Source organism: Nonomuraea sp. NEAU-A123, assembly GCF_018603905.1.
Classification (GTDB): domain Bacteria; phylum Actinomycetota; class Actinomycetes; order Streptosporangiales; family Streptosporangiaceae; genus Nonomuraea.
The window spans coordinates 251801-271525 of sequence record NZ_JAHFZZ010000015.1; the positions used below are offsets into that span (position 1 = coordinate 251801).

Genomic DNA, 19725 nt, shown 5'->3' on the forward strand with positions numbered 1-19725 from the left:
GATCGAACCGCCTTTCAGGTTAATCCCTTTGTGAAGCGATGCACAAAGTCGGAGCGATACGGTTGGGTGCATGCACCGCATCACGCTGCTCGGCAGGCCGGGTTGCCACCTCTGCGACGACGCGCGTGAGGTCATCTCCCGCGTGGCGGGAGACCTGAGTGTGCCGTGGGAGGAGGTCGACATCGACTCCTCCGAGGAGTTGCGGGAGAAATACTGGGAGATGATCCCGGTCACACTGGTCGACGGGGTCCAGCACGACTTCTGGCGGGTCTCCGAAGACCGGCTGCGCGCCGCGCTGAGCGGCTAGTACATCGCGGTCGGGAGCGGCACGACCTTGGCGGCGTTGACGTTCAGCTCGATGATGTTGGTGGCCAGCACCATGGCCTGCCGCTCGTTGACGAACCGCTCGACGTGCGGCTGGCGCTGGTGGTCGCGGTAGGCCACCTCGTCGCGATAGAGCTCGTAGACGATGCGCTGGAGCGGGGCCGACTTGACCGCGTGGCAGGCGTAGATGAGCGTGTCCGGCTCGCCCCGGCGTACGGCCTCGACGGTGAGCTCGGCCAGCCGGTCGAACGCCTCGCCCGAGCCGTCCATGAGCGTGAAGACCGTCAGCATGCCGTAGATGCTGGGTGAGGGTCTGCTGGAGGCTGGCTGCTGCTGGGGCTGAAGCTGCGGCTGCGGCGCCTGAGGGGGCTGCTGGGCCTGTGGAGGCTGCTGGGGGGCGCGGGAGCCGGGGGCGAACATCTCGGCGCCCGGGTAGACCGCGCCGGTGGCCGGCATCCCGAAGTCCTGCGGGCCGGTCTGCGGTCCGGCGCCGTGCCTGCCGTTCATGATGTAGCCGGTCGAGGGGCCCTGGTCGGGCGGCGCCATCCGGGCGGCGTAGTCGACCGGCTGGTCGCCCGCCCGGTATTCGGCCACCAGATCGCCCAGACCCGACCTGCGGGGCTGGCCGGGGGGCAGCGGCTGCTGCTGCTGGGGCGGCGGCTGCATCGGCAGCTCGGCGACGGGCTGAGGGAAGGGGTCCTGCTCCCGCATGGCCCGGCGGCCATGGGCGGACCGTTCGGTGGGCTGCTCGGCGGACCGCTCGCCGCGGTGGCTCTCGGGCGCGTCGTCCTCGTCGTCGTCCTCGTACGGCGCGAGCGGGCGGAGCACCGCGTACCAGATGCCCGCGGCGGCCACCACGAACAGCGCGGTGGCGAAGATGCCCGGCACCGCGAACCGCATCGCGCCGATGATCGCGATGCCCGAGGGCGCGATGACCATGACGGCGTGCAGGTTGTCGGTGTCGAGTTCGTCACCGTTGCGCCAGCGCAGCCCCGCGATCACCACGGCCGCCAGCATGATCAGCCCGGCGATGGAGTGCGCGCCGACCAGCAGGTAGCGAGGGATGACGTCCCAGTGCCCCTCGGCCACCGGGAGCACCTTGCCCATCTCGTCGGCCTTGCTCACCGGGTCGAAGATGAGCACCACCGTGGAGACGATGGTGAACGCGATCCCGAACAGCCAGGCGGCGAATTTCGGCGGCACCTTCTCCGACAGGAGTTGGACCAGCCCGATGCCCAGCCAGAAAGGCGCGAGGAGGGATCCGGTCAATTGGTAGAGCTTGAAGGTGACGTCCCCGAACCCCATCAGGTAGCCGACACCGATCACACCGAGCGTCAGGCAGAGCGCGACGGCTGAAACGGTCCAGGCGATCAACCACCCCTCCACCTCCTCGCGCAACCGGCGGACCAGGGCGCCTGTGGCGATCGCGGCGAGGAGGGCACCGACAAAGGCTAGGACAGCAACGAGGATCTCCATGGTGACTCCAATGCTGCCGGACTATGCCTCCCAGCCGGTAGCCGAAGAGGGAACGGGTCGGTCCACACGGTATCGGCCGATTACGGCTAGTCATGCCTTCGGGAAGCGGATTGTGGAATTTCCGGTTGATTTCTAGAGTGTTCGAGCACGCCGCACCCCTTACCCCTAGGGATACCGGATGCCTGACTCGTGGCCGTTCGCCGGGCTACTCACACCAGCGGTCGCTGGCCCCGCCCGGACGAGCGAGCTTGCCGTGCGCGAAGAGATTCCCGATGACCTCCGTATGCTCGTGTTACACGCCAAGACCGGAGACACGGATGCCTTTGGCACGCTCTATGACCGCTATGTGGATCTCGTCTATCGCTACATCTACTTCCGCGTCGGCTCCCACCCGCTGGCCGAGGATCTCACCAGCGAGACCTTCTTACGCGCGCTTCGCCGGATCACCGACTTCACTTGGCAGGGCCGTGACTTCGGCGCCTGGCTGGTGACCATCGCCAGGAACCTGGTCGCCGATCACTTCAAGTCCGGCCGCTATCGCCTGGAGATTCCGACCGGGGAGGTGATCGACGTCCCGCTCGACGGGCCGCACATTCCGGAGAACGCCGTCGTCACGGCCATCATCAACGACCGGATGCTGCGCGCCGTCCAGGATCTGAATCCCGAGCAGCAGGAATGCGTGGTTCTCCGGTTCCTGCACGGCCTGTCGCTCGCCGAGACCGCGTTGATCATGGGGAAGAAGAGTGGAGCGATCAAAGCGCTGCAATTCCGCGCGATCCGCGCATTGGCCAGGGCACTCAAACACGACCTGGCGTAACCTCCACCAGCTACGCGTCGTTAGGCAGGTGTCACGACCGGGTCATTTCTCGGGGGCGTCAGGGAGCTGTCATGGGTAGGGGGCGCAGATCGCGCGAGCGCGTGCTCGGTCACCTCACGGAGCTGCGCCGGCTCCCGCTCGGCGGGGGTCCGGCCGCCGCCTTCCGCGAACGTCTCCGCGCCGAGCTCCTGTCCGCACACCCCGCCCTCCTCTCCGCCGATCCCGTACGGCGGCCGGCCCGCCGCTCCCGTCGCCGCCCGGCGCGGCGGCTCTCCTGGCTCTCCCAGGTCGCCACGTTCGGCCTGACGGCGGCCATGATGCTGTCGGCGTTCGCCACCTACCAGGCACTCCCCGGCGACACGCTCTACCCCCTCAAGCGCGCCGCGGAGAGCACCCTGGTCCGGCTCAGCACCGACGACGTGCAGCGGGCCGAGCGCGAGCTGATCTCGGCCAAGACCCGGGCGTCCGAGGTCGACCGGCTGCTCGGCTCGTCCGGGGACGGGCCGCTGGTCACCAAGACGCTCACCGAGATGGAGGAGTCGACCCGTTCGGGCATCAGCAGGCTGGAGCGGGCCGAACCGCGCTCGCCGAAGATCAACCGGTTCGCGCGCGACCAGAAGAACATGGTCGAGCCGATGCTCGAACGAATGGACGGCGACCAGCAGGACAAGGCCACCGGATACCTCGACTACATCGACGGGCTCGTGGCACCGAGATAGGTAAGCTGAGGCCCATGTGGCGGCTAATGCGACGACGGCACCAGGTGGAGGCGGAGATCGCCGGCGAGGCCGCAGCGGCGGCCGCGGTGGCGGTGACCCCTACGGAGCCCGACCAGCAGTCGGCCGCCTTCTTCGATGTCGACAACACGATGATGCGCGGCGCCTCCATCTACCACTTCGCCAGGGGCCTGGCGACCCGTGGCCTGTTCACCACCTCCGACCTGTTCAAGTTCGCCGTGGGCCAGGCGGTGTTCCGGCTGCGCGGCAACGAGAACCCCGAGCACATCGCGGTGGCCCGCGAGACCGCGCTGGCGTTCGTGGCGGGCGCGAAGGTCGACGACGTGATCCGGCTGGGCGAGGAGATCTACGACGAGGTCATGTCCGACCGCATCTGGGGCGGCACCAGGGCGCTCGCGCAGAGCCACCTCGACCGCGGCCAGCGGGTCTGGCTGGTCACGGCCACCCCCGTCGAGCTCGCCAGGGTCATCGCCCAGCGCCTCGGCCTGACCGGCGCGCTCGGCACCGTGGCCGAGACCACCAACGGCATCTACACCGGGCGGCTGGTCGGCGACCTGCTGCACGGCCCGGCCAAGGCCGAGGCGATGCGGGCACTGGCCCGCAGGGAGGGCCTCGACCTCACCCGGTGCACCGCCTACAGCGACTCGGCCAACGACCTGCCCATGCTGTCGCTGGTCGGGCAGCCGGTGGCCATCAACCCCGACAGCGAGCTGCGCGAGTACGCCAGGAAGCACAACTGGCCGATCAAGGACTTCCGCACCGGCAGGAAGGCGACGCTGACCGCCCTGCCGATCGCCGCGGGCGTCGGAGCGGTGGCCGGCGGCATCGCCGCCGGCATCGCCCTGCGCAGGCACTACCGCTCGACGCAGTAGCTAGCGCAGGGCGGCGAAGAGCTGATCCGCATCCGGCTGCTTCCACACGAGCCGGTTCTGGTCGTTCGGATCGGGCTTCCAGGGCACCATGACGAAGCGCACCTTGCTCTTGTCCAGCGTGCCGGCGATGCCGAGCATGGTGTCGAGGTCGAACTCCGCGTCTGTCTTGATCGACTTGCTGGCCGTGGTGAGGAAGACCCGCAGGGCCGCCGGATCCTTCAGCCGCTGCTGGGCCTTCTTCAGCATCGACGTCATGAGCACCTGCTGGCGTTTGATGCGCTGGATGTCGGACCCGTCGCCGTAGTGACGCAGCCGTAGGTAAGCCAGCGCCTGCTTGCCGTTGAGCACCTGCTTGCCCGCGGAGAGCTTCAGCTTCGCGCTCTTGTCGTCCACCGCCTCCGGCAGCGTGACCTCGACGCCGCCGAGAGCGTCCACGACGTCCTCGACCCCCGAGAACCCGAGCTCCATCATGTGGTCGACGCGCACCTTCGTCAGGGACTCGACCGTCTTCACCGAACAGGCGAGACCGCCCATGCTGAACGCCGAGTTGATCATATCCTTCCTGGCCGGCTGCGAGCCGCACGCGGGGATCCGCACCATCGAGTCTCTGGGGAAGGCGACCACCGTGACGTTCTTCCTGTCGGCCGGCAGGTGCAGCAGCATGAGGGTGTCGGAGCGGGCTCCGTTGCCGAGCCGCCCCGTGCCCGCCCGGCTGTCGCTGCCGACCAGGAGCACGTTCACCACTCCGCTCACGTTGGCCGGGCGGGCGCCCGTCGGCGGAGAGACGGTCTGGCGGCCGCTCAGCAGCAGCGTGGGCACGGCGACCGCGGCCATCGTGGCCACCGCGACGAGCCCCGTCATCAGCCACGTCACGCGCCTGCGCCTCGGTCTGGCCTGGAGCAGGCGCTGCCGTTGGCGCATCAGTGTCGCCGGAGGCTGGTGTTCGAGCTCCCGGCCGAGGTCCTGGAGCATCTTCAGGTCGTCCATCGTCACTCCTCCTCCAGCATCGGGTTGGTGTCGCCGAGCGACGCGCGTACCTTCCGCCTGCCCCTGTTGAGGCGGGAGCGCACAGTGCCGATCGGGATGCCGAGCGCCCGCGCGACCTCGCCGTACGTCAGATCGCCCCACGCGATCAGCAGGAGCACGTCGCGGTCCTTGGCGGGCAGGGCGGCCAGCGCGCTGGCCAGTTCGGGGCGCGACGCCTGCGCGGTCACCCCGGCGGCCACCCGGTCGGCCGGAGATTCCACGTCGGCGTCGACAGGGGCGCGCTGCAGGGCGCGATAGCGGGCCGCCTCGGTGCGGTGGTGGCGGGAGAGGAGTTTGGTCAGGATGCCGAAGAGCCACGGCCTGGCGTCTGGGTAGCTCGGGTCGTAGCTCCTCCTGCGGGAGAAGGCGACCAGGAACGTCTCGCCGACGATGTCCTCGGCCGGTTCGGGACCGAGGCGCTTGGAGACGTACCTGTAGAGCATGGCGGAGTAGCGGTCGAAGAGCTCGGCGAACGCTTCAGGATCGGTTAAGGAAGCGCTCACCAGCTCGGCATCCGCACCCCTGGTGGCGGGTTGCGTGATCATCTCCGCCCTTCTGCGGGGAAGTCGGTCACGGATGTATCACCACAACCCGCCAATCAAGTTCACAGCGGAATTACAGCTCCTTGAGGCAGCCTCCGTCGATCACCAGGTCGGCGCCCGCCGTGCTGCCGGAGCGCGGCGAGACGAGCAGCGCGATCGCGTCGGCGACCTCCTGCGGGGCGACCAGACGGCCGGTCGTCAGCTTCATCATCTCAGGGGCCACCTGGGTGATCACGCTGTCCCGGTCGGAGCCGACCATGCCCGCGAAGACGTCCGCCGCGCCGCCCTCGTCGGTCCACCAGGGGGTGAGCACGGGCCCGGGAGAGACCGTGTTCACCCGGATGCCCTGCGGGCCGTACTCCTCGTCGACCGCCTTGCTGACGTAGGTCAGCGCCGACTTGGCCGCGCCGTAGTCCATGTTCATCGCCGACGGCTGCCTGGCGCTGACCGAGGAGACGTTGACGATCGAGCCGCCACCGCCCTCCAGCATGACCGGTACGGCCGAACGGATCATACGGATGGCGGAGAACAGGTTGAACTCGAACATCGCCTGCCAGGTGGCGTCGTCCGAGTTCATGAAGCCGGCGTGCGGCAGCGTCACGCCGGGCGGCGGCCCACCGGCGTTGTTGACCAGGATGTCGAGCCGCCCGAACTCCTCGACCGCGCGGGCCACCACCTCGGCGGGCGCCTGCGGGTCCATCAGGTCGACCGGAACGTGCACCGCCTTCTGGGGCAGTTCGGGGGTGCGGGTCCTGGAGGCCGCGACGACGTGGACGCCTTCCTCGATCAGAGTGGTGGTCACGGCCAGGCCGATGCCCTTGGACGCCCCGGTGACGATGGCGACGCGGCCGGCGAGTTGCAGATCCATGGTGTTCCTTCGGTTCCGGTGTTCTTACGCCGGGAGAACACCGCGAGCGCGCTACCGGTTGCAGGAGCAGCGGGGACCGTCGAGGAAGTGCAGCTCGCCGTGGGCGAAGTCGAGGTGGGCGCGGCGGTTGAGCGTGGGGCACTCGGACGTGGCGACGTACTGGACGATGTCGTGCACCGCCCAGGCCGCGATGACCGTGTTGGTGGCGCCGAACGACCACGGCGTGGGGCCGTGGCCGCCCTCCAGCAGCCTCTCCCGCGACAGCCCGGCCTCACGGGCCTGTTCGAAGCAGACGTGGCAGTGCCCGTCGCGGGGGGACAGCAGCGGGCCCCAGTAGCCGTGTTCGTGGCCGACCGCCGCCCGGCTCATGGCCACGCCCCGCTCGCGGCACCATCGCCAGACCATGTCGGCCAGTTCGGCGGGCTCGTCGGCGCCGATGAGGACGAGGTCCACGTGCGGCAGGCCGTCGAGGTCGGCGCCACCGGCGACGCGCCGCCGTACGGGCACCACCTCGGTCTCGGGCGCGAAGTCGCGCAGCCGCGCGCTGAGCGCCTCGACCTTGGGCGCGCCCACGTCTCTCGTCGTGTACGGCAGTTGCCTGTTGAGGTTGTGCAGCTCGACCACGTCGGGATCGACGGCCACGATGCGCCCGACCCCGGCGGCGCCGAGGTGCTGGGCGGCGACCGCGCCGATGCCGCCCACGCCGAGGAGCATGATCGAGCAGGCGGCGATCCGCGACTGGAGCTCGCGCGCGTCGGGGGCGAAGAGCGTCAGGTAGCCGTGCTGGCGGGCGAGCCGGCCGGTGGATTCGGCCGGCGACTGCGGCGGCTCCGAGGTGAGCCAGCCCATGTGCGTCAGCGCCGCCACCAGGTCGGCCAGCAGCCGGTCGGCGTTGATCTCGCTGTCGTCGACGCCGCTGCGGAGCAGCGTCACCGCCTGCTCGACGCGGTCGAGGTCGCCCCGCAGCGACAAACCGTCACGCGAGCCGGTCGACAGGATGACCTGGTCGCCGGCGTTCGTGACGAGCACGGAGTCGACGAGCCGTCTCATGCGCGCTCCCTAGGTGTCGAACCCATGGGTATCCAGCGATTTCGCGACGGAGCGGTCCATCGGGACGGCCACGTCCGAGCCGGCGGTCTTGCGCCGCCGTCGTGCCTTACTCGGTTTCCCCATCCTTGATGGGCTGACCGATCATGTCAAGATCTGTTGAGTTCAGAAGAAAGGCGGGAATGCCGGGCCGCGGCGCAGTCTCAGCTCGTTCAGCAGCTGCTGGATGACCTCGCGGACATGATCCGTGAGGTTGAACACCAGCACCGGGTCGTCGGCGTCCGACGCGTCGTACTCGTCGGTGCGAATGGGCTCCCCGAACTGGATCATCCACTTCGACGGCAGCGGCACCAGGCCGAGCGGGCCGAGCAGCGGGAAGAGCGGCGTGATCGGCAGGTAAGGGAGGCCGAGCAGCCTGGCCAGCGAGGGCAGATCGCCGATCTTGGGGTAGATCTCCTCGGCGCCCACGATGGCGGTGGGCAGGATCGGCACCCCGGCGCGGATCGCCGACGCGACGAACCCGCCGCGGCCGAAGCGCTGCAGCTTGTAGCGCTCGGAGAACGGCTTGCCGACGCCCTTGAAGCCCTCGGGGAACACCCCGACCAGCTCGCCCTTGCGCAGCAGCCGGTCGGCGTCCTCGCGGCAGGCCAGCGTGTGGCCGGTCTTGCGCGACAGGTGGGCGAGCATCGGGAGCTGGTAGACCAGGTCGGCGCCGAGCAGCCGCAGCGGCCGCTCCGCCTCGTCGTGCAGGGCCACCTGCATCATCAGCGCGTCGACCGGCAGCGTGCCCGAGTGGTTGGCCACGACCAGCGCGCCACCCTCGTCGGGAACGTTCTTCAGGTCGACGGTCTCCACCCTGAACCAGCGGTGGTAGAGGGGCCGGATCAGCTCCAGCAGCACCTTGTCCGTCAGCTCGGCGTCATAGCCGAACTCGTCGACCTCGTAGTCGCCGGTGATGCGCCTGCGGATGAAGGCCAGCAGCTTGGCGAGGGGCTCCGGCTCCTCGAAGGACGGTGCCGCGCTGATGGGAATCACGCGGGCCTCGTCGTCTGGGACGGTCAATGCCGCACACCTCCGAGCGGGTGCAGCCCCCGCGAGAGCAGAAAGTCGTCGTACGCCGCTCCGGTGGTGAACTTCGGCTTCCAGCCCAGCTCGGCCTCCAGCCTGGAGCAGTCGACCACCCGGCCGTAGCTCATCAACCGGACCTGCTCGGGCGAGTAGTCGACCAGGCCGGCCCGGCGCGCGGAATCGCCCAGCAGCCGGAAGGCGGGCGAGAACAGCGGCAGCGTCGGCCGCCCCGCCCGGCGCGCGCACTGCGACAGCAGCAACACGCCTGCCCCGGCCACGTTGAACGTGCCGGGGTGATCTTCGGTCGCCATCCGGCGCAGCACCTCGACGGCGTCGTCCTCATGGACGAACTGCAGCCTCGGGTCGAAGCCGAACACGGTCGGCAGCACCGGCTGGGTGAAGTAACGGGTCAGCGGCGAGTCGACACCCGGACCCATGAAGTTGGCGAAACGCAGCAGCGACACCGCCATGTCGGGCCGACGGCGCGCGAAACCCCGCACATAGCCCTCGACCTCGACCGCGTCCTTGGCGTAACCGTGGCTGGGGCCCTCGTGCGACTCCAGGTCCTCGGTGAACACCGCCGGATCCCGTGGCGACGAACCGTAGACGGCGGTGGTCGAACGGACCACCACACGCCGCACGGTCGTCGACCGCTGGCAGGCACCGAGCAACTGCATGGTGCCGATGACGTTGTGCTCCTTCATCACGGCCCTGCCCGCGCTCCTCGACGGAGCGCTGACCAGGCTCATGTGCACAACGGTGTCGATGTCGGCAGCCGCGATCACCTGGGCGATGTCGGGGCTGCGCAGATCGACCCGGACGAACTCCGTCCGGCCGAGGGAGATGCCGCCATCTCGCGTCAGCGAGGGCGGCGGCACGGTGTCTACTCCGATGACGCGGCTGATGTCCGGGTCTGCGGCGAGAACGCTCGCCAGCCGGGCGCCCACGTGGCGCGAGACCCCGGTGACGAGCACGGTGTGGGTCATCAGCGCCTCGCAGCTGCGTCTGTTACTTCTTGTTACGCCGCTGGATGCGCGTCTTCTTGAGCAGCTTGCGGTGCTTCTTCTTGGCCATCCGCTTGCGGCGCTTCTTGATCACAGAGCCCACGGGACCCCCAGGTACTGATAGCAAGTCTGATCGATGCGCGAGCGCACACCGGCTCACAGACTACCGGCGATCGCCTGTGGATCGCGCCCTGGGGGGTGAGCCCGGCCGCTCAGCGGCGGCCGGGCGTCGCCCACGACGGCATTCACGGCGTGTGGCATACGCCGCTACCTCAGTTCTAGCCTGCCTCGATGTAGGCCTCCCGCAGATAGTCGTGGACCGCCTGCTCGGGCACCCTGAACGACCGGCCGACACGGATGGCCGGCAGCTCGCCAGAGTGCACCAGGCGGTACACCGTCATCTTGGACACCCGCATGACCGTGGCCACTTCCGCCACGGTCAGGAACTTCACCTCGCTGAGAGGTCTTTCGCCTGCACCCATCGGACGCCTCTTCCGCACGTGTTTACGGGTTATCCCCACTGGTGCCATTGCTCACGCACGTGTACTGCCGTCAGCGTAAGTCGGGACTCCGATAGCGCAAACCCCCTATTTTCTCAGTTGACGGAGCCACCTGTCAGCCAAACCAGCAAAGATGCTGGTTAACCACTGGCTTGAGCACCTCGCCTAGACGTTGGAACTGTCCAACTTGTCACACATAAGAGTCGCCCAGGCCGCCTCAAAAGTTGGCAAAGGGACAGCGAGCCTCTTGGAATGCAGGCGCGAAAAGACCGTATGGGGATGACCGAATTGAACTCAAGGGGTCTGTGAGGCTCGTGTGACCAGGTGCGCGGTCAACGGTCCGTAGTGGCGCGGTAGCACATTGTCGTCCAACGGGACGACAACGTCGATCTTTCCCTCCGCCTCGCCCAGGAAGAGTCCGGGGTCGTTGCTGTCGGCGAACGCCACCGTCGGCACACCCGCCTCTCCGGCCGCCCCCGCCCACCCGTGGTCGGCGATGACGAGGTCCGGCGACGCGTCTCCCAGCACGGTGAGCATCCGCTCCATCGGGGCCGAGTCGTGGGTGTGCACGAACCCGCCCTTGTCATCGAGCATCGCGATGTCCTGGAGATAGCGGATCTTGCGCGCGCGTCCGAAGCCCGACCCGGAGTAGGTCCATCCCTCGGCCGGCGTCAGCAGCGTCGCCCCGCGCTCGACGGCGAACCGGGCGAGCGGCAGGTGGACGGCGAGCAGGCCCGTGGGGTGCCCGGTGGCGAACAGCAGCCGCGGGTTCTCCCGCGACAGCACGCCGGCGATCCGGTCGGCCATGGCGTCGAGCGCGTCGATCGTCAGGTCGGGGTCGATGGTGTCCTGGCCCCGGCGGTGTCCAGGATCGGCTTTCACCCCCGCGGACTTGGCCATCTGCGCGAGGACGTCCCGGAACGACCACGGCTGTTCGAGGGTCAGTCCCAGCAGGTAGTACGGGTCGCGGTTGGCCGCCGAACTGTAGTGGTCGAGGTTGTTCTCGCGCGAAGTCGCGACCTCGCCGGCGATCCTGGTCCGGATCAGGTGTTCACGGAGTTGGTCGCGGCTGAGCACAGCTCTCCCTAAGGCATCGGGTCGAGGCCGTGCAGGGGGAAGACCGCCTGTCGGGTCGCCATGACCGCACGGTCGATGGGGTCTGCTGGGTCATAACCACCCGACAGGTCACGAAATTCCGGACGTCTACCATCCGTCATGGTCAGCGGGGCCGCCTCCCCCGTCCGCTCCCGGACGAAAGCCCGCCACGCCGGGGGTGTCTGGGTGGCCGGATCGAGCGGATGCCCGGACAGCTCGGCGATCAGGTGCGTCCAGGCCCGCGGCACCACCTGGACCAGTTCGTAGCCGCCGCCGCCCGTCGCGATCCACCGGCCGCCGGCCGTCTCGTGGGCCAGCCGGTGCAGGTAGGCGTAGGCGGTGCGCTGCCCGTCGACGCTGAGCATCAGGTTGGCGAGCGGGTCGAGCGCGTGGCTGTCGCAGCCGTGCTGGGTCACCAGGATGTCCGGCCGGAACTCACGCAGCAGCGGCGGCACGATCGAGTCGAAGGCCCGCAGCCAGCCCGCGTCTCCGCAGCCCGCGGGCAGCGCCACGTTGACCGCCGAGCCCTCGGCGCCGGTCTCCCCGGGGAACCCGGTGCCGGGGAACAGCGTGCGCGGGCTCTCGTGCAGGCTGATCGTCAGCACCCGGGGGTCGTCGTAGAACAGCGCCTGCACGCCGTCGCCGTGGTGCACGTCGACGTCCACGTAGGCGATGCGGCCGACCCCCTGCGCGAGCAGCCAGGCGATGGCCAGCGCCGGATCGTTGTAGACGCAGAAGCCGCTGGCGCAGCCGGCCATCGCGTGGTGCAGGCCGCCGGCGATGTTGACCGCGTGCTCGGCCGTGCCCTCCCAGACCGCGCGGGCGGCGGCCAGGCTGGCGCCCGCGATCAGCGCGGAGGCGTCGTGCACGCCCTTGAAAGCGGGATTGTCGGGCGTGCCGAGCCCCACGGACAGGTCGGGGCCGCCCGAGGCCGAGACGCGCTTGACCGCCTCGATGTAGTCACGCTTGTGCACCATGGCCAGCTCGTCGTCGGTGGCGGGCACGCAGCCGGCCACCTCGATCTTGTCGAGCACGCCGAGCTCGCGGGCCAGCGCCATCGTCAGCTCCACCCTGACGGGCGCCAGCGGATGGCCCGGCCCGAAGTCATAGGAGGTGAGAGCATCGTCCCAGATGGCCCGTGCCGTCGAACTCATGCCCGCTCCCGTCGCCTCGCCCCTTGAGGCGACGTTACCGCAGCGTCAGCGGAGCACGTCCATACGGTGACGTCGGCTGTTCCGGCGAAATATCATCACTTTTTCCCACCTGAACATAAGGTTGGATCATGCGCTTCATGCGTCGGATCACGGCCGCATGGCGTTTCTTCCAGCGTCCACGCGTCTTCGACAGCACGCTGGTGGCCGTGCTCGCCATCGGCGCCAGCATCGGCCTGTACTCCACCTGGCGCGACGGCTACCCGGACGTCGCCAAGGGCGCCGGTCTCTTCCTCCTCTGCACGTTCCCGCTGCTGTTACGGCGGAGCAGGCCGATCGCCGTCGCCGCGATCGATACGGTCGCCGACGCGCTCGGCATGGCCACCGACGTCCTGATCCGGAGATCCTGCTCTTCGACGAGCCCGTCAAACGGGCTGGACCCGGACGGCATCCTGTGGATCCGCACCTTCATGCGGAAGCTGGCGGCCGAGGGGCGCACGGTGTTCGTCTCCAGCCACCTGATGAGCGAGATGGCGCAGACGGCCGACCACCTGGTGGTGATCGGCAAGGGCGCGCTGACGCCGACACGAGCGTGTCGGAGTTCATCGGGCGCAGCTCGCAGGCGTACGTACGGGTGCGCTCGCCGCGGCTGGCCGAGGTGGCCGAGCTGATCAGGGTCGGCGAGCCGCACGGCGACCACCTGCGGGTGACCGGGGTGACGCCGCTGGAGATCGGCACGATCACCGCGCGGGCCGGGTTGCCGCTGGAGGAGCTGACGCTCGTCCAGCCCTCGCTCGAAGCGGCCTACATGGAGCTCACCAAGGACAGCTTGGAGTTCACGTCATGATGGACATCCTCAGGTCCGAGTGGACCAAGATCCGATCCGTCCGATCCACCGTGTGGACGCTGGCCGTCACCGCCGCGCTGATGCTGGGCTTCGCCGCCCTCATCGGCGCCGCGGCCAAGAGCACGGCCGACGGGCCGATCCCGGGCGATCAGGCGGTCACGATGAGCCTGGGCGGTTCGATGCTCGCCGCGCTGTCCATGGCCACCCTGGGCGTTCTGGTGATCTCCAGCGAGTACCGCACGGGGGGCATCCGCACCTCGTTCATGGCCGTGCCCCAGCGCATGCGCCTGCTGACCGGCAAGATCGTGGTGTTCGTCGCGATCTCGCTGGTCGTCTGCCTGGTCGCGTCGGCCGGCGCGATCGGCGTCGGCGTGGCGATCTTCCAGCCGCCGTCGATCGAGCTGGGCGACGTGGTGCGCTCCTCGCTCGGGTCCGGTCTCTACCTCACCGCGTGCGGGCTGTTCGGGCTGGGTCTGGGCACGCTGGTCAGGCACACGCCGGGCGCGATCGTGTCGGCCATCGCGCTGATCCTGGTGCTGCCCATGATGGCGAACCAGCTCCCGGGCGAGTGGGGCAAGACCGTGGCCGAATACTTCACCACGAACGCCGGCTTGCTGGTCGTGTCCGGCCAGACCAACGGCTCCCTGGGCCCGTGGAGCGGGTTCGCGGTCTACCTCGCCTGGGTGGCCGTCGCCGTGCTCGCGGGCGGCGTGCTGATGCGGCGGCGCGACGCGTGATCACTCGGCGCGGAGGGCGATGACCGGGTCCAACCGGCCCGCCCTCCGCGCGGGGGCGACGCCGAAGAACACGCCCACCGCCGCCGACACCCCGAACGCGAGCGCGACCGACCACCAGGTGACCGAGGCGGGCACCGGCGTGAGCGCCTGGATGGTGAGCGCGCCGCCCACGCCGAGCAGGATCCCGATGACGCCGCCGATCGTCGTCAGCAGCACCGCCTCGATCAGGAACTGGGCCAGCACGTCCCGCTGCCTGGCCCCGAGCGCCTTGCGCAGCCCGATCTCGCGGGTCCGCTCCCGGACGCTGACCAGCATGATGTTCGACACGCCCACGCCGCCCACCAGCAGCGAGATGCCGGCGATCGCGGCCAGCACGCCGGTGAGCATGCCGAGCACGCTGCCGATCGTGCCGAGCAACTGGGTCTGCGTGACGGCCGAGAACTTCTCGCCCGGATACCTGTCGGTCAGCGCCGCCACGACCCGCTCCTGGAGCGGCTCGATCTCGTCGGGCCCCGAGGCGCCCACCGCGATGCCGTTGACCCTGGCGATGCCGAGCAGCCGCTGGGCCGTCGTCACCGGGATGTGCACCTCCTGGTCGCGAGACACCCCGAAGGTCTGGCCGATCTTGGCGTAGACGCCGACGACCCGGAACCGCGCCCCGGAGATGGTGAGCTGCCGCCCGATCGGGTCGAGGTCGCCGAACAGCTTGTCGGCCACCTCGGAGCCGAGCACCGCGATCCTGCGCCGGGTGTCGACGTCGGTCTCGCTCAGGTGGCGGCCCTTGTCGAGCGGGCGCTCGAAGATGTTGGTGAGGTTCTGGTCGGTGCCGACGATCGTGACGAACGCCTCGGTCCCGCCGACCCGCACGGTCTCCCCCGACTGCAGCGACACCGTCACCTTGGCCGGGTCGCCGACCACGCGCCGCACGTACGCGACGTCGGCCAGGTTGAGCTTGCTCTGGGTCGGCGCCGCGCCCACGCTGAGCCGGCCCGGGACGACCAGGATGATGTTCGTGCCCAAGCCGGAGATCTCCTTCTCCACCGCGTCCTTCGCGCCGGTGCCGACCGCCACCAGGATCACCACGGCGAGCACGCCGATGATGACGCCGAGCATGGTCAGCACGCTGCGCAGCCGGTTGACCCGCAGCGCCTCCAGCGCCATCCCGAACGCCTCTCGCCCCCTCACTCTGGGTTACGGTCCGCGGTGTCGAGCTCGATGAGCCCATCGCGTACGTGGATCTGCCGCCGGGCGTGCTCCGCGACCTCCGGCTCGTGCGTGACCAGCACCACGGCCACCCCGCTGTCGCTGTTGAGCCGGTCGAGTATGGCCATGACCTCGGCGCCGTTGCGGGTGTCGAGGTTGCCCGTCGGCTCGTCGGCCAGCAGCACCTTGGGTTCGCCGACCAGCGCCCTGGCGATCGCCACGCGCTGCTGCTCGCCGCCGGACATCTGCGAGGGCCGGTGCTCCATCCGGTGCCCGAGCCCCACCGACTCCAGCGCCGCCCGCGCCCTGGACCGGCGCTCGGCCTTGCCGAGGCCCCGGTAGACCAGCGGCAGCGCCACGTTCTCCAGCGCCGTGGTCCTGGCCAGCAGGTGGAACGACTGGAACACGAACCCGATGGTCTTGTTACGCAGCTCGGCCAGCTCGGTGTCGGACAGCTGCGACATCTCCACCCCGTTCACCCGGAGCCGCCCGGAAGTGGGCCGGTCGAGGCAGCCGAGCAGGTGCATCAGCGTGGACTTGCCGGACCCGGACGGCCCGATGATGGCCACGAACTCGCCGCGGCCGATGCGGAGCGACACACCGCGCAACGCCTCCACGGCGACGCCGTCGAGCTGGTAGCGCCTGGTGAGATCCAGGGCCTCTAAGGCGGCGGTCATGGCAGCCGCTGCCCTTGCCGTACCGAGTCCGCGCCCTTGACCACGATCCGGTCACCCACCGACAGTCCGTTCAGCACTTCGACCACCGCCTCTCCCTGTGCGCCGAGCTTGACCACGCGGCGCTCCGCCGTACCGTTCCTGACCACCCAGACCACGCTCTCGCGCCCGCTGGAGACGATCGCCGAGGCCGGGGCCGCGATGGCGGCCGGAGACTCGCGGACCGTCAGCCGCGTCACCGCGCTCATACCCGGTTTGGGGGTGGGCGCCTTCGCGCCGTCGTCGAACCTGCCCGCGCCGAGCGTGAGCTGCACCGGGTAGCTGACGCCGCCCGTCGTGCCCGCCATCGGCGTCACGCCGACGCCCGTCACCCGCGCCGTGTAGCCCGCGCCGGGGACCGCGTCGAGCTCGACCGTCGCCTCCGTGCCCTTCTTGACCAGCAGCACGTCGGTCTCGTCGATGTCGGCGGAGAGAGTGAGCTCCGAGACGTCCGTGACGGTGACGATCGGGTCGCCCGCCGACACGGGGACGCCCACGGCCACCGGTGTGCCGCCGCTCGCGGAGCCGCCCGAGGTGTCTGCGGGAAGCTGCTGGCCGCCGGTGGGCAACTGGCTGAGCAGGCCGTTCAGGCTGCTCGCCGCGCCGCCGCCGGTGGGCCGGCCGAGCGTGACCACCCCGCCGAACGGCGCCTTGACGGTGAGCGACTTCACCGTGCTCTCCGCCGCCTTGACCGCGGCCTTCGCCTGGGACTTGGAGGCCGCCTGCAACGACGCCATCGACGACGTCAGCCCGCCGAACCCGCTGGTGACGCCGGCCAGCACGCTGTTGATCGACCGGTTGAGCTGGGCGGTGATCGACTTCAGCGCCCTGGTCTGCGCCTTGTGCTGGGCCTCGGCCAGGCCGATGGCGCTGAGCAGCTGCCTGCGGGCCTGGGCGTCGTCGATCTTCTTGGCTTCCCTGCGTGCCCTGGCGAAGTGCCTGGCCACGTTGCGGTCGAACGCGCCGGTGTCGAAGGAGGCGAGCCGGACGTTCGGGCGGCCCAGATTCGGGGTGGCGGGCGAGGCCGACTTCGACGCCTGCCGGGCCTGTTTGAGCTGGTCCTGGGCCTGTGGTGAACGGATCTTGGCCACGATCTGGCCCTTGCGCACGTGGTCGCCCTCGCGTACGTAGAGCTTGGCGATCGTGCCTTGAGCGGGCGAGCGGAGGGTGGCCGTGGCGCGGGCGCCGATCGTGGCGGGCGCCTCGACGACCTCGGTGACGGGGGCGCGCTTGACGTCGGCCAGTTGTACGGCGGCCGGTTCCTCGGTCGAGCAGCCGGTCAGCGCGAGCAGGACGAGCAGCGGGGGGATGCCGCGACGGATCGTCACCCGACCCATCGTAGGAGCAGGGCGGCCCGGGTGACTTTGGGCCTCCCGGGCTCAGCCCGCGAACCCGGTTCTGGGCTCAGCCGGAGGCGAGCTCGCGGCTCCGGTCGCGGGCGGCCTCGATGGCGGCCAGGAAGGCGGCGCGGACGCTGTGCCGTTCGAGCTCGGCGATCGCCGCGATCGTGGTGCCGCCGGGAGAGGTGACCGCCTCGCGCAGGATCACCGGGTGCTCGCCCGAGTCGCGCAGCATCACGGCGGCACCCACGATCGACTGGGTGACCATGTCGAGCGCCGCAGCCCTGGGCATGCCGAGCAGGATCCCCGCGTCGACCATGGCCTCGACCAGGTAGAAGAAGTAGGCGGGCCCGCTGCCCGACAGGGCGGTGGCCGCGTCCTGCTGCGACTCGGGCATGCGCAGCACCTTGCCGACCGGCTTGAGCAGGTCCTCGGTGTGCTTGAGGTGCTCCTCGCCGGCGTGGGCGCCCGCCGAGATCACGCTCATCGCCTCGTCGAAGCGGATCGGCGTGTTGGACATCACCCTGACCACCGGCACCTCGACGCCGAGCCGCTGCTCGACGAAGGCGGTGGTAATGCCCGCCGCAGCGGTGATCACCAGGCGGTCGGCGGGGACGTAGGGGCCGATCTCGGCCAGCAGAGTCGCCATGTCCTGCGGCTTGACCGCCAGGATGAGCGTCTCCGCCGCCTTGGCGGCCTCGGCGTTGGTGACGGTCCGCACGCCGTACGCCTCACGCAGCGCCTGCGCTCGCTCAGGTCTGCGGGCCGTCGCCATGATGTCGCCCGAACTGAACCCTGCCCGAAGTAGCCCGGACAGGAGGGCTTCGCCCATCTTGCCCGTGCCCAGAATCGCAATCACGCCGGTAGCCTACCTAGCTAGTGCCTGCTGACCAGCGACCGGGCGAAGAAGGCCAGGTTGCGCGGGCGCTCGGCGAGGCGGCGCATGAGGTAGGCGTACCAGTCGGTGCCGTAGGGCACATAGACGCGCACCTGGGCGCCGAGCCCGGCCAGGCGGGCCTGCTCGGCGGGCCGCACGCCGTACAGCATCTGATGCTCGAAGCCCGTCGCGTCCCGCCCGGTCAGTACGGCCAGCGCCGACGCGATCTCCACCAGCCGAGGGTCGTGCGTGGCGACCATGGGATAGCCGGTGCCGTTCATCAGCACCTTGAGGCAGCGCACGAACGAGCGGTCGATGTCGGCCGGGGCGGTATAGGCGCCGGGCGCGGTGTAGGCGCCCTTGCACAGCCGCACCCTGGCCCCCTCGAGCTTCTCGCAGCGCTCGCGGGCGTCCGGCAGGTACGCCTGCACCACGACGCCCACGTCGGGATGCTCCTTGCGCAGCGTGGCGTGCACGGAGTGAAGCCCGGGGATCGTGTCGTGCTCCTCGGCGTCGAGGGTGATCGTCACTCCCTTGGCCGCGGCGGCCTCGCAGACGGTGGCCGCGTTGTCCAGCGCGAGCTGCTCGGAGAGGCGCAGCCCCAGCGCGGTCAGCTTGATCGACACGTCGGCGTCCCGGGGCAGCCGGCCGAGCAGCGCCAGGTAGTCCTGGACGGAGTGTTCGGCCTGCGCGCGGTCGGTGACGTCCTCGCCCAGGTGGTCGACGGTGACCAGCAGCCCGTCGCGGGTCAGCCGGGCGATGACCGCGCCGACGTCGTCGGCGACGTAGCGCCTGACCACGTCCCTGGTCAGCGGCGATGTGGTGAGGACCCGCTCGGCGAGGTCGCTCCTGGAGACGGCCATCAGGGCCTGACGCAGCACGTACTCAACCCTAACTTCACCGGGGCGATATCCGCCGGATCCTCGCGGCTGAACCTCCGAGGCATCCCATTCGTCCTAGAAGTATGCGCACAATGACAGCGACTCTTCTGGCCGGATGTCTGGTGCTTGCGACGAGCTGCGGGGCCTCGGCGCCTGCCAAGCAGGCCCCCGCCCCCGCCCCCCAGGTGCCGGTCACCACTGACCCCGTGGCGAGCGGTCCCGCCGAGACGACTCCCACGAAGTCCCCGAAACCGGTCAAGCCCACGGGCGACACGATCAACACGCACAAGGTCCGCTGGACCAAGGCGCAGCCGACGTCCCACGGCCGCAAGCTCAAGCTGACCTGGTGGTCGGGCGTGGCCCCGTGCAGCGTCCTGGACCGGGTCAAGGTCAAGGAGACGGGCAAGCGCGTCACGGTCACGCTCTACGAGGGCACCGCCCCGAAGGCCAAGGACGTCGCCTGCATCATGATCGCGGTGGAGAAGACGACGACGGTCAAGCTCAAGTCGCCACTCGGCAAGCGCAAGGTCGTGGACGGCGCCAAGTCCTGAACCTCCCGATGAGCCCCCGGCACACGACCCCTGTTGTGTCGGGGGTTTC

General features: G+C 69.8%; 24 protein-coding genes. 8 read left to right on the forward strand and 16 right to left on the reverse strand.

The annotated features are described in order from the left end of the window. Positions 1-70: 70 nt before the first annotated feature. A complete protein-coding gene (locus tag KLK06_RS38950; RefSeq protein WP_214640663.1) occupies positions 71-307 on the forward strand; it encodes a glutaredoxin family protein in 237 nt (78 codons plus the stop codon). Here KLK06_RS38950 and KLK06_RS38955 read toward each other — a convergent pair. Further along, entirely contained in the window at positions 304-1800 is a 1497-nt protein-coding gene (locus KLK06_RS38955; protein WP_214640664.1) for a putative quinol monooxygenase, read from the reverse strand. The two genes, KLK06_RS38950 and KLK06_RS38955, sit on opposite strands and share 4 nt — an antisense overlap. Positions 1801-1978: 178 nt before the next feature. Here KLK06_RS38955 and KLK06_RS38960 point away from each other — a divergent pair, with 178 nt between their 5' ends. The 3 genes from KLK06_RS38960 (at position 1979) to KLK06_RS38970 (ending at position 4226) form a co-directional block, all read left to right on the forward strand. Then, a complete protein-coding gene (locus KLK06_RS38960; protein ID WP_214640665.1) occupies positions 1979-2617 on the forward strand; it encodes a sigma-70 family RNA polymerase sigma factor in 639 nt (212 codons plus the stop codon). A 71-nt stretch (positions 2618-2688) separates the two neighbouring features. Further along, positions 2689-3336, forward strand: a complete 648-nt coding sequence (locus tag KLK06_RS38965; protein WP_214640667.1) for a DUF5667 domain-containing protein — start codon at positions 2689-2691, stop codon at positions 3334-3336. Between the two features lie 14 nt (positions 3337-3350). Further along, a complete protein-coding gene (locus KLK06_RS38970; protein ID WP_214640669.1) occupies positions 3351-4226 on the forward strand; it encodes an HAD family phosphatase in 876 nt (291 codons plus the stop codon). On the opposite strand, the gene KLK06_RS38975 is transcribed toward KLK06_RS38970, so the two are convergent. The 10 genes from KLK06_RS38975 to KLK06_RS39020 form a co-directional block, all read right to left on the reverse strand. After that, positions 4227-5213: an LCP family protein gene (locus tag KLK06_RS38975; protein ID WP_214640670.1), complete on the reverse strand. Its 987-nt coding sequence runs from the start codon at positions 5211-5213 to the stop codon at positions 4227-4229. A 2-nt stretch (positions 5214-5215) separates the two neighbouring features. After that, positions 5216-5797: an RNA polymerase sigma factor gene (locus KLK06_RS38980; RefSeq protein ID WP_214640672.1), complete on the reverse strand. Its 582-nt coding sequence runs from the start codon at positions 5795-5797 to the stop codon at positions 5216-5218. Between the two features lie 70 nt (positions 5798-5867). Then, positions 5868-6662 carry an SDR family NAD(P)-dependent oxidoreductase gene (locus tag KLK06_RS38985; protein ID WP_214640673.1) on the reverse strand — a complete coding sequence of 265 codons (795 nt, stop codon included), beginning with the start codon at positions 6660-6662 and terminating at the stop codon, positions 5868-5870. Between the two features lie 51 nt (positions 6663-6713). Continuing rightward, positions 6714-7712 (reverse strand): ThiF family adenylyltransferase, encoded by a 999-nt coding sequence (locus KLK06_RS38990; protein ID WP_214640675.1) that lies wholly within the window; start codon positions 7710-7712, stop codon positions 6714-6716. Positions 7713-7874: 162 nt separating this feature from the next. Next, the gene (locus KLK06_RS38995; RefSeq protein WP_250906665.1) at positions 7875-8771 is read right to left on the reverse strand and encodes a lysophospholipid acyltransferase family protein; all 897 of its coding nucleotides are present in this window, start codon (positions 8769-8771) and stop codon (positions 7875-7877) included. Further along, entirely contained in the window at positions 8768-9763 is a 996-nt protein-coding gene (locus tag KLK06_RS39000; RefSeq protein ID WP_214640677.1) for an NAD-dependent epimerase/dehydratase family protein, read from the reverse strand. The genes KLK06_RS38995 and KLK06_RS39000 overlap by 4 nt, the downstream gene beginning before the upstream one ends. A 22-nt stretch (positions 9764-9785) precedes the next feature. Further along, positions 9786-9884, reverse strand: coding sequence for a 30S ribosomal protein bS22 (locus KLK06_RS39005; protein ID WP_018654693.1), 99 nt, complete (start codon positions 9882-9884; stop codon positions 9786-9788). A gap of 175 nt (positions 9885-10059) precedes the next feature. After that, a complete protein-coding gene (locus KLK06_RS39010) occupies positions 10060-10263 on the reverse strand; it encodes a helix-turn-helix domain-containing protein (RefSeq protein WP_026214222.1) in 204 nt (67 codons plus the stop codon). A 312-nt stretch (positions 10264-10575) separates the two neighbouring features. Continuing rightward, positions 10576-11358, reverse strand: coding sequence for a phosphatase (locus KLK06_RS39015; RefSeq protein ID WP_214640679.1), 783 nt, complete (start codon positions 11356-11358; stop codon positions 10576-10578). A gap of 8 nt (positions 11359-11366) precedes the next feature. Next, positions 11367-12530: an acetoin utilization protein AcuC gene (locus KLK06_RS39020; RefSeq protein WP_214640681.1), complete on the reverse strand. Its 1164-nt coding sequence runs from the start codon at positions 12528-12530 to the stop codon at positions 11367-11369. 128 nt (positions 12531-12658) lie between these two features. On the opposite strand from KLK06_RS39020, the gene KLK06_RS60465 reads away from it, so the two are divergent. From KLK06_RS60465 to KLK06_RS39030, 3 genes are read left to right on the forward strand one after another with little or no spacing between them, the layout of a single operon-like run. Continuing rightward, entirely contained in the window at positions 12659-13198 is a 540-nt protein-coding gene (locus KLK06_RS60465) for a hypothetical protein (RefSeq protein WP_250906666.1), read from the forward strand. Continuing rightward, positions 13162-13374, forward strand: coding sequence for a hypothetical protein (locus KLK06_RS60470; RefSeq protein ID WP_250906667.1), 213 nt, complete (start codon positions 13162-13164; stop codon positions 13372-13374). Before KLK06_RS60465 ends, KLK06_RS60470 begins: the two co-directional genes overlap by 37 nt. Then, on the forward strand, positions 13371-14111 hold the full coding sequence (locus KLK06_RS39030; protein ID WP_214640683.1) for an ABC transporter permease subunit: 741 nt from the start codon (positions 13371-13373) through the stop codon (positions 14109-14111). The genes KLK06_RS60470 and KLK06_RS39030 overlap by 4 nt, the downstream gene beginning before the upstream one ends. On the opposite strand, the gene KLK06_RS39035 is transcribed toward KLK06_RS39030, so the two are convergent. The 5 genes from KLK06_RS39035 to KLK06_RS39055 all read right to left on the reverse strand — a co-directional run bounded on the left by KLK06_RS39035 (position 14112) and on the right by KLK06_RS39055 (position 19125). Next, positions 14112-15296 (reverse strand): ABC transporter permease, encoded by a 1185-nt coding sequence (locus KLK06_RS39035; protein ID WP_214640685.1) that lies wholly within the window; start codon positions 15294-15296, stop codon positions 14112-14114. Continuing rightward, positions 15293-15991: an ABC transporter ATP-binding protein gene (locus KLK06_RS39040; protein ID WP_214640686.1), complete on the reverse strand. Its 699-nt coding sequence runs from the start codon at positions 15989-15991 to the stop codon at positions 15293-15295. The genes KLK06_RS39035 and KLK06_RS39040 overlap by 4 nt, the downstream gene beginning before the upstream one ends. After that, a complete protein-coding gene (locus KLK06_RS39045) occupies positions 15988-17355 on the reverse strand; it encodes an efflux RND transporter periplasmic adaptor subunit (protein ID WP_214640687.1) in 1368 nt (455 codons plus the stop codon). Before KLK06_RS39045 ends, KLK06_RS39040 begins: the two co-directional genes overlap by 4 nt. 76 nt (positions 17356-17431) lie before the next feature. Beyond that, entirely contained in the window at positions 17432-18226 is a 795-nt protein-coding gene (gene proC / locus KLK06_RS39050; protein ID WP_214640688.1) for a pyrroline-5-carboxylate reductase, read from the reverse strand. A 17-nt stretch (positions 18227-18243) separates the two neighbouring features. Next, positions 18244-19125 carry a proline dehydrogenase family protein gene (locus KLK06_RS39055; RefSeq protein ID WP_214640689.1) on the reverse strand — a complete coding sequence of 294 codons (882 nt, stop codon included), beginning with the start codon at positions 19123-19125 and terminating at the stop codon, positions 18244-18246. Between the two features lie 92 nt (positions 19126-19217). On the opposite strand from KLK06_RS39055, the gene KLK06_RS39060 reads away from it, so the two are divergent. Next, positions 19218-19676, forward strand: coding sequence for a hypothetical protein (locus KLK06_RS39060; RefSeq protein ID WP_250906669.1), 459 nt, complete (start codon positions 19218-19220; stop codon positions 19674-19676). The last annotated feature ends 49 nt before the right edge of the window (positions 19677-19725 follow it).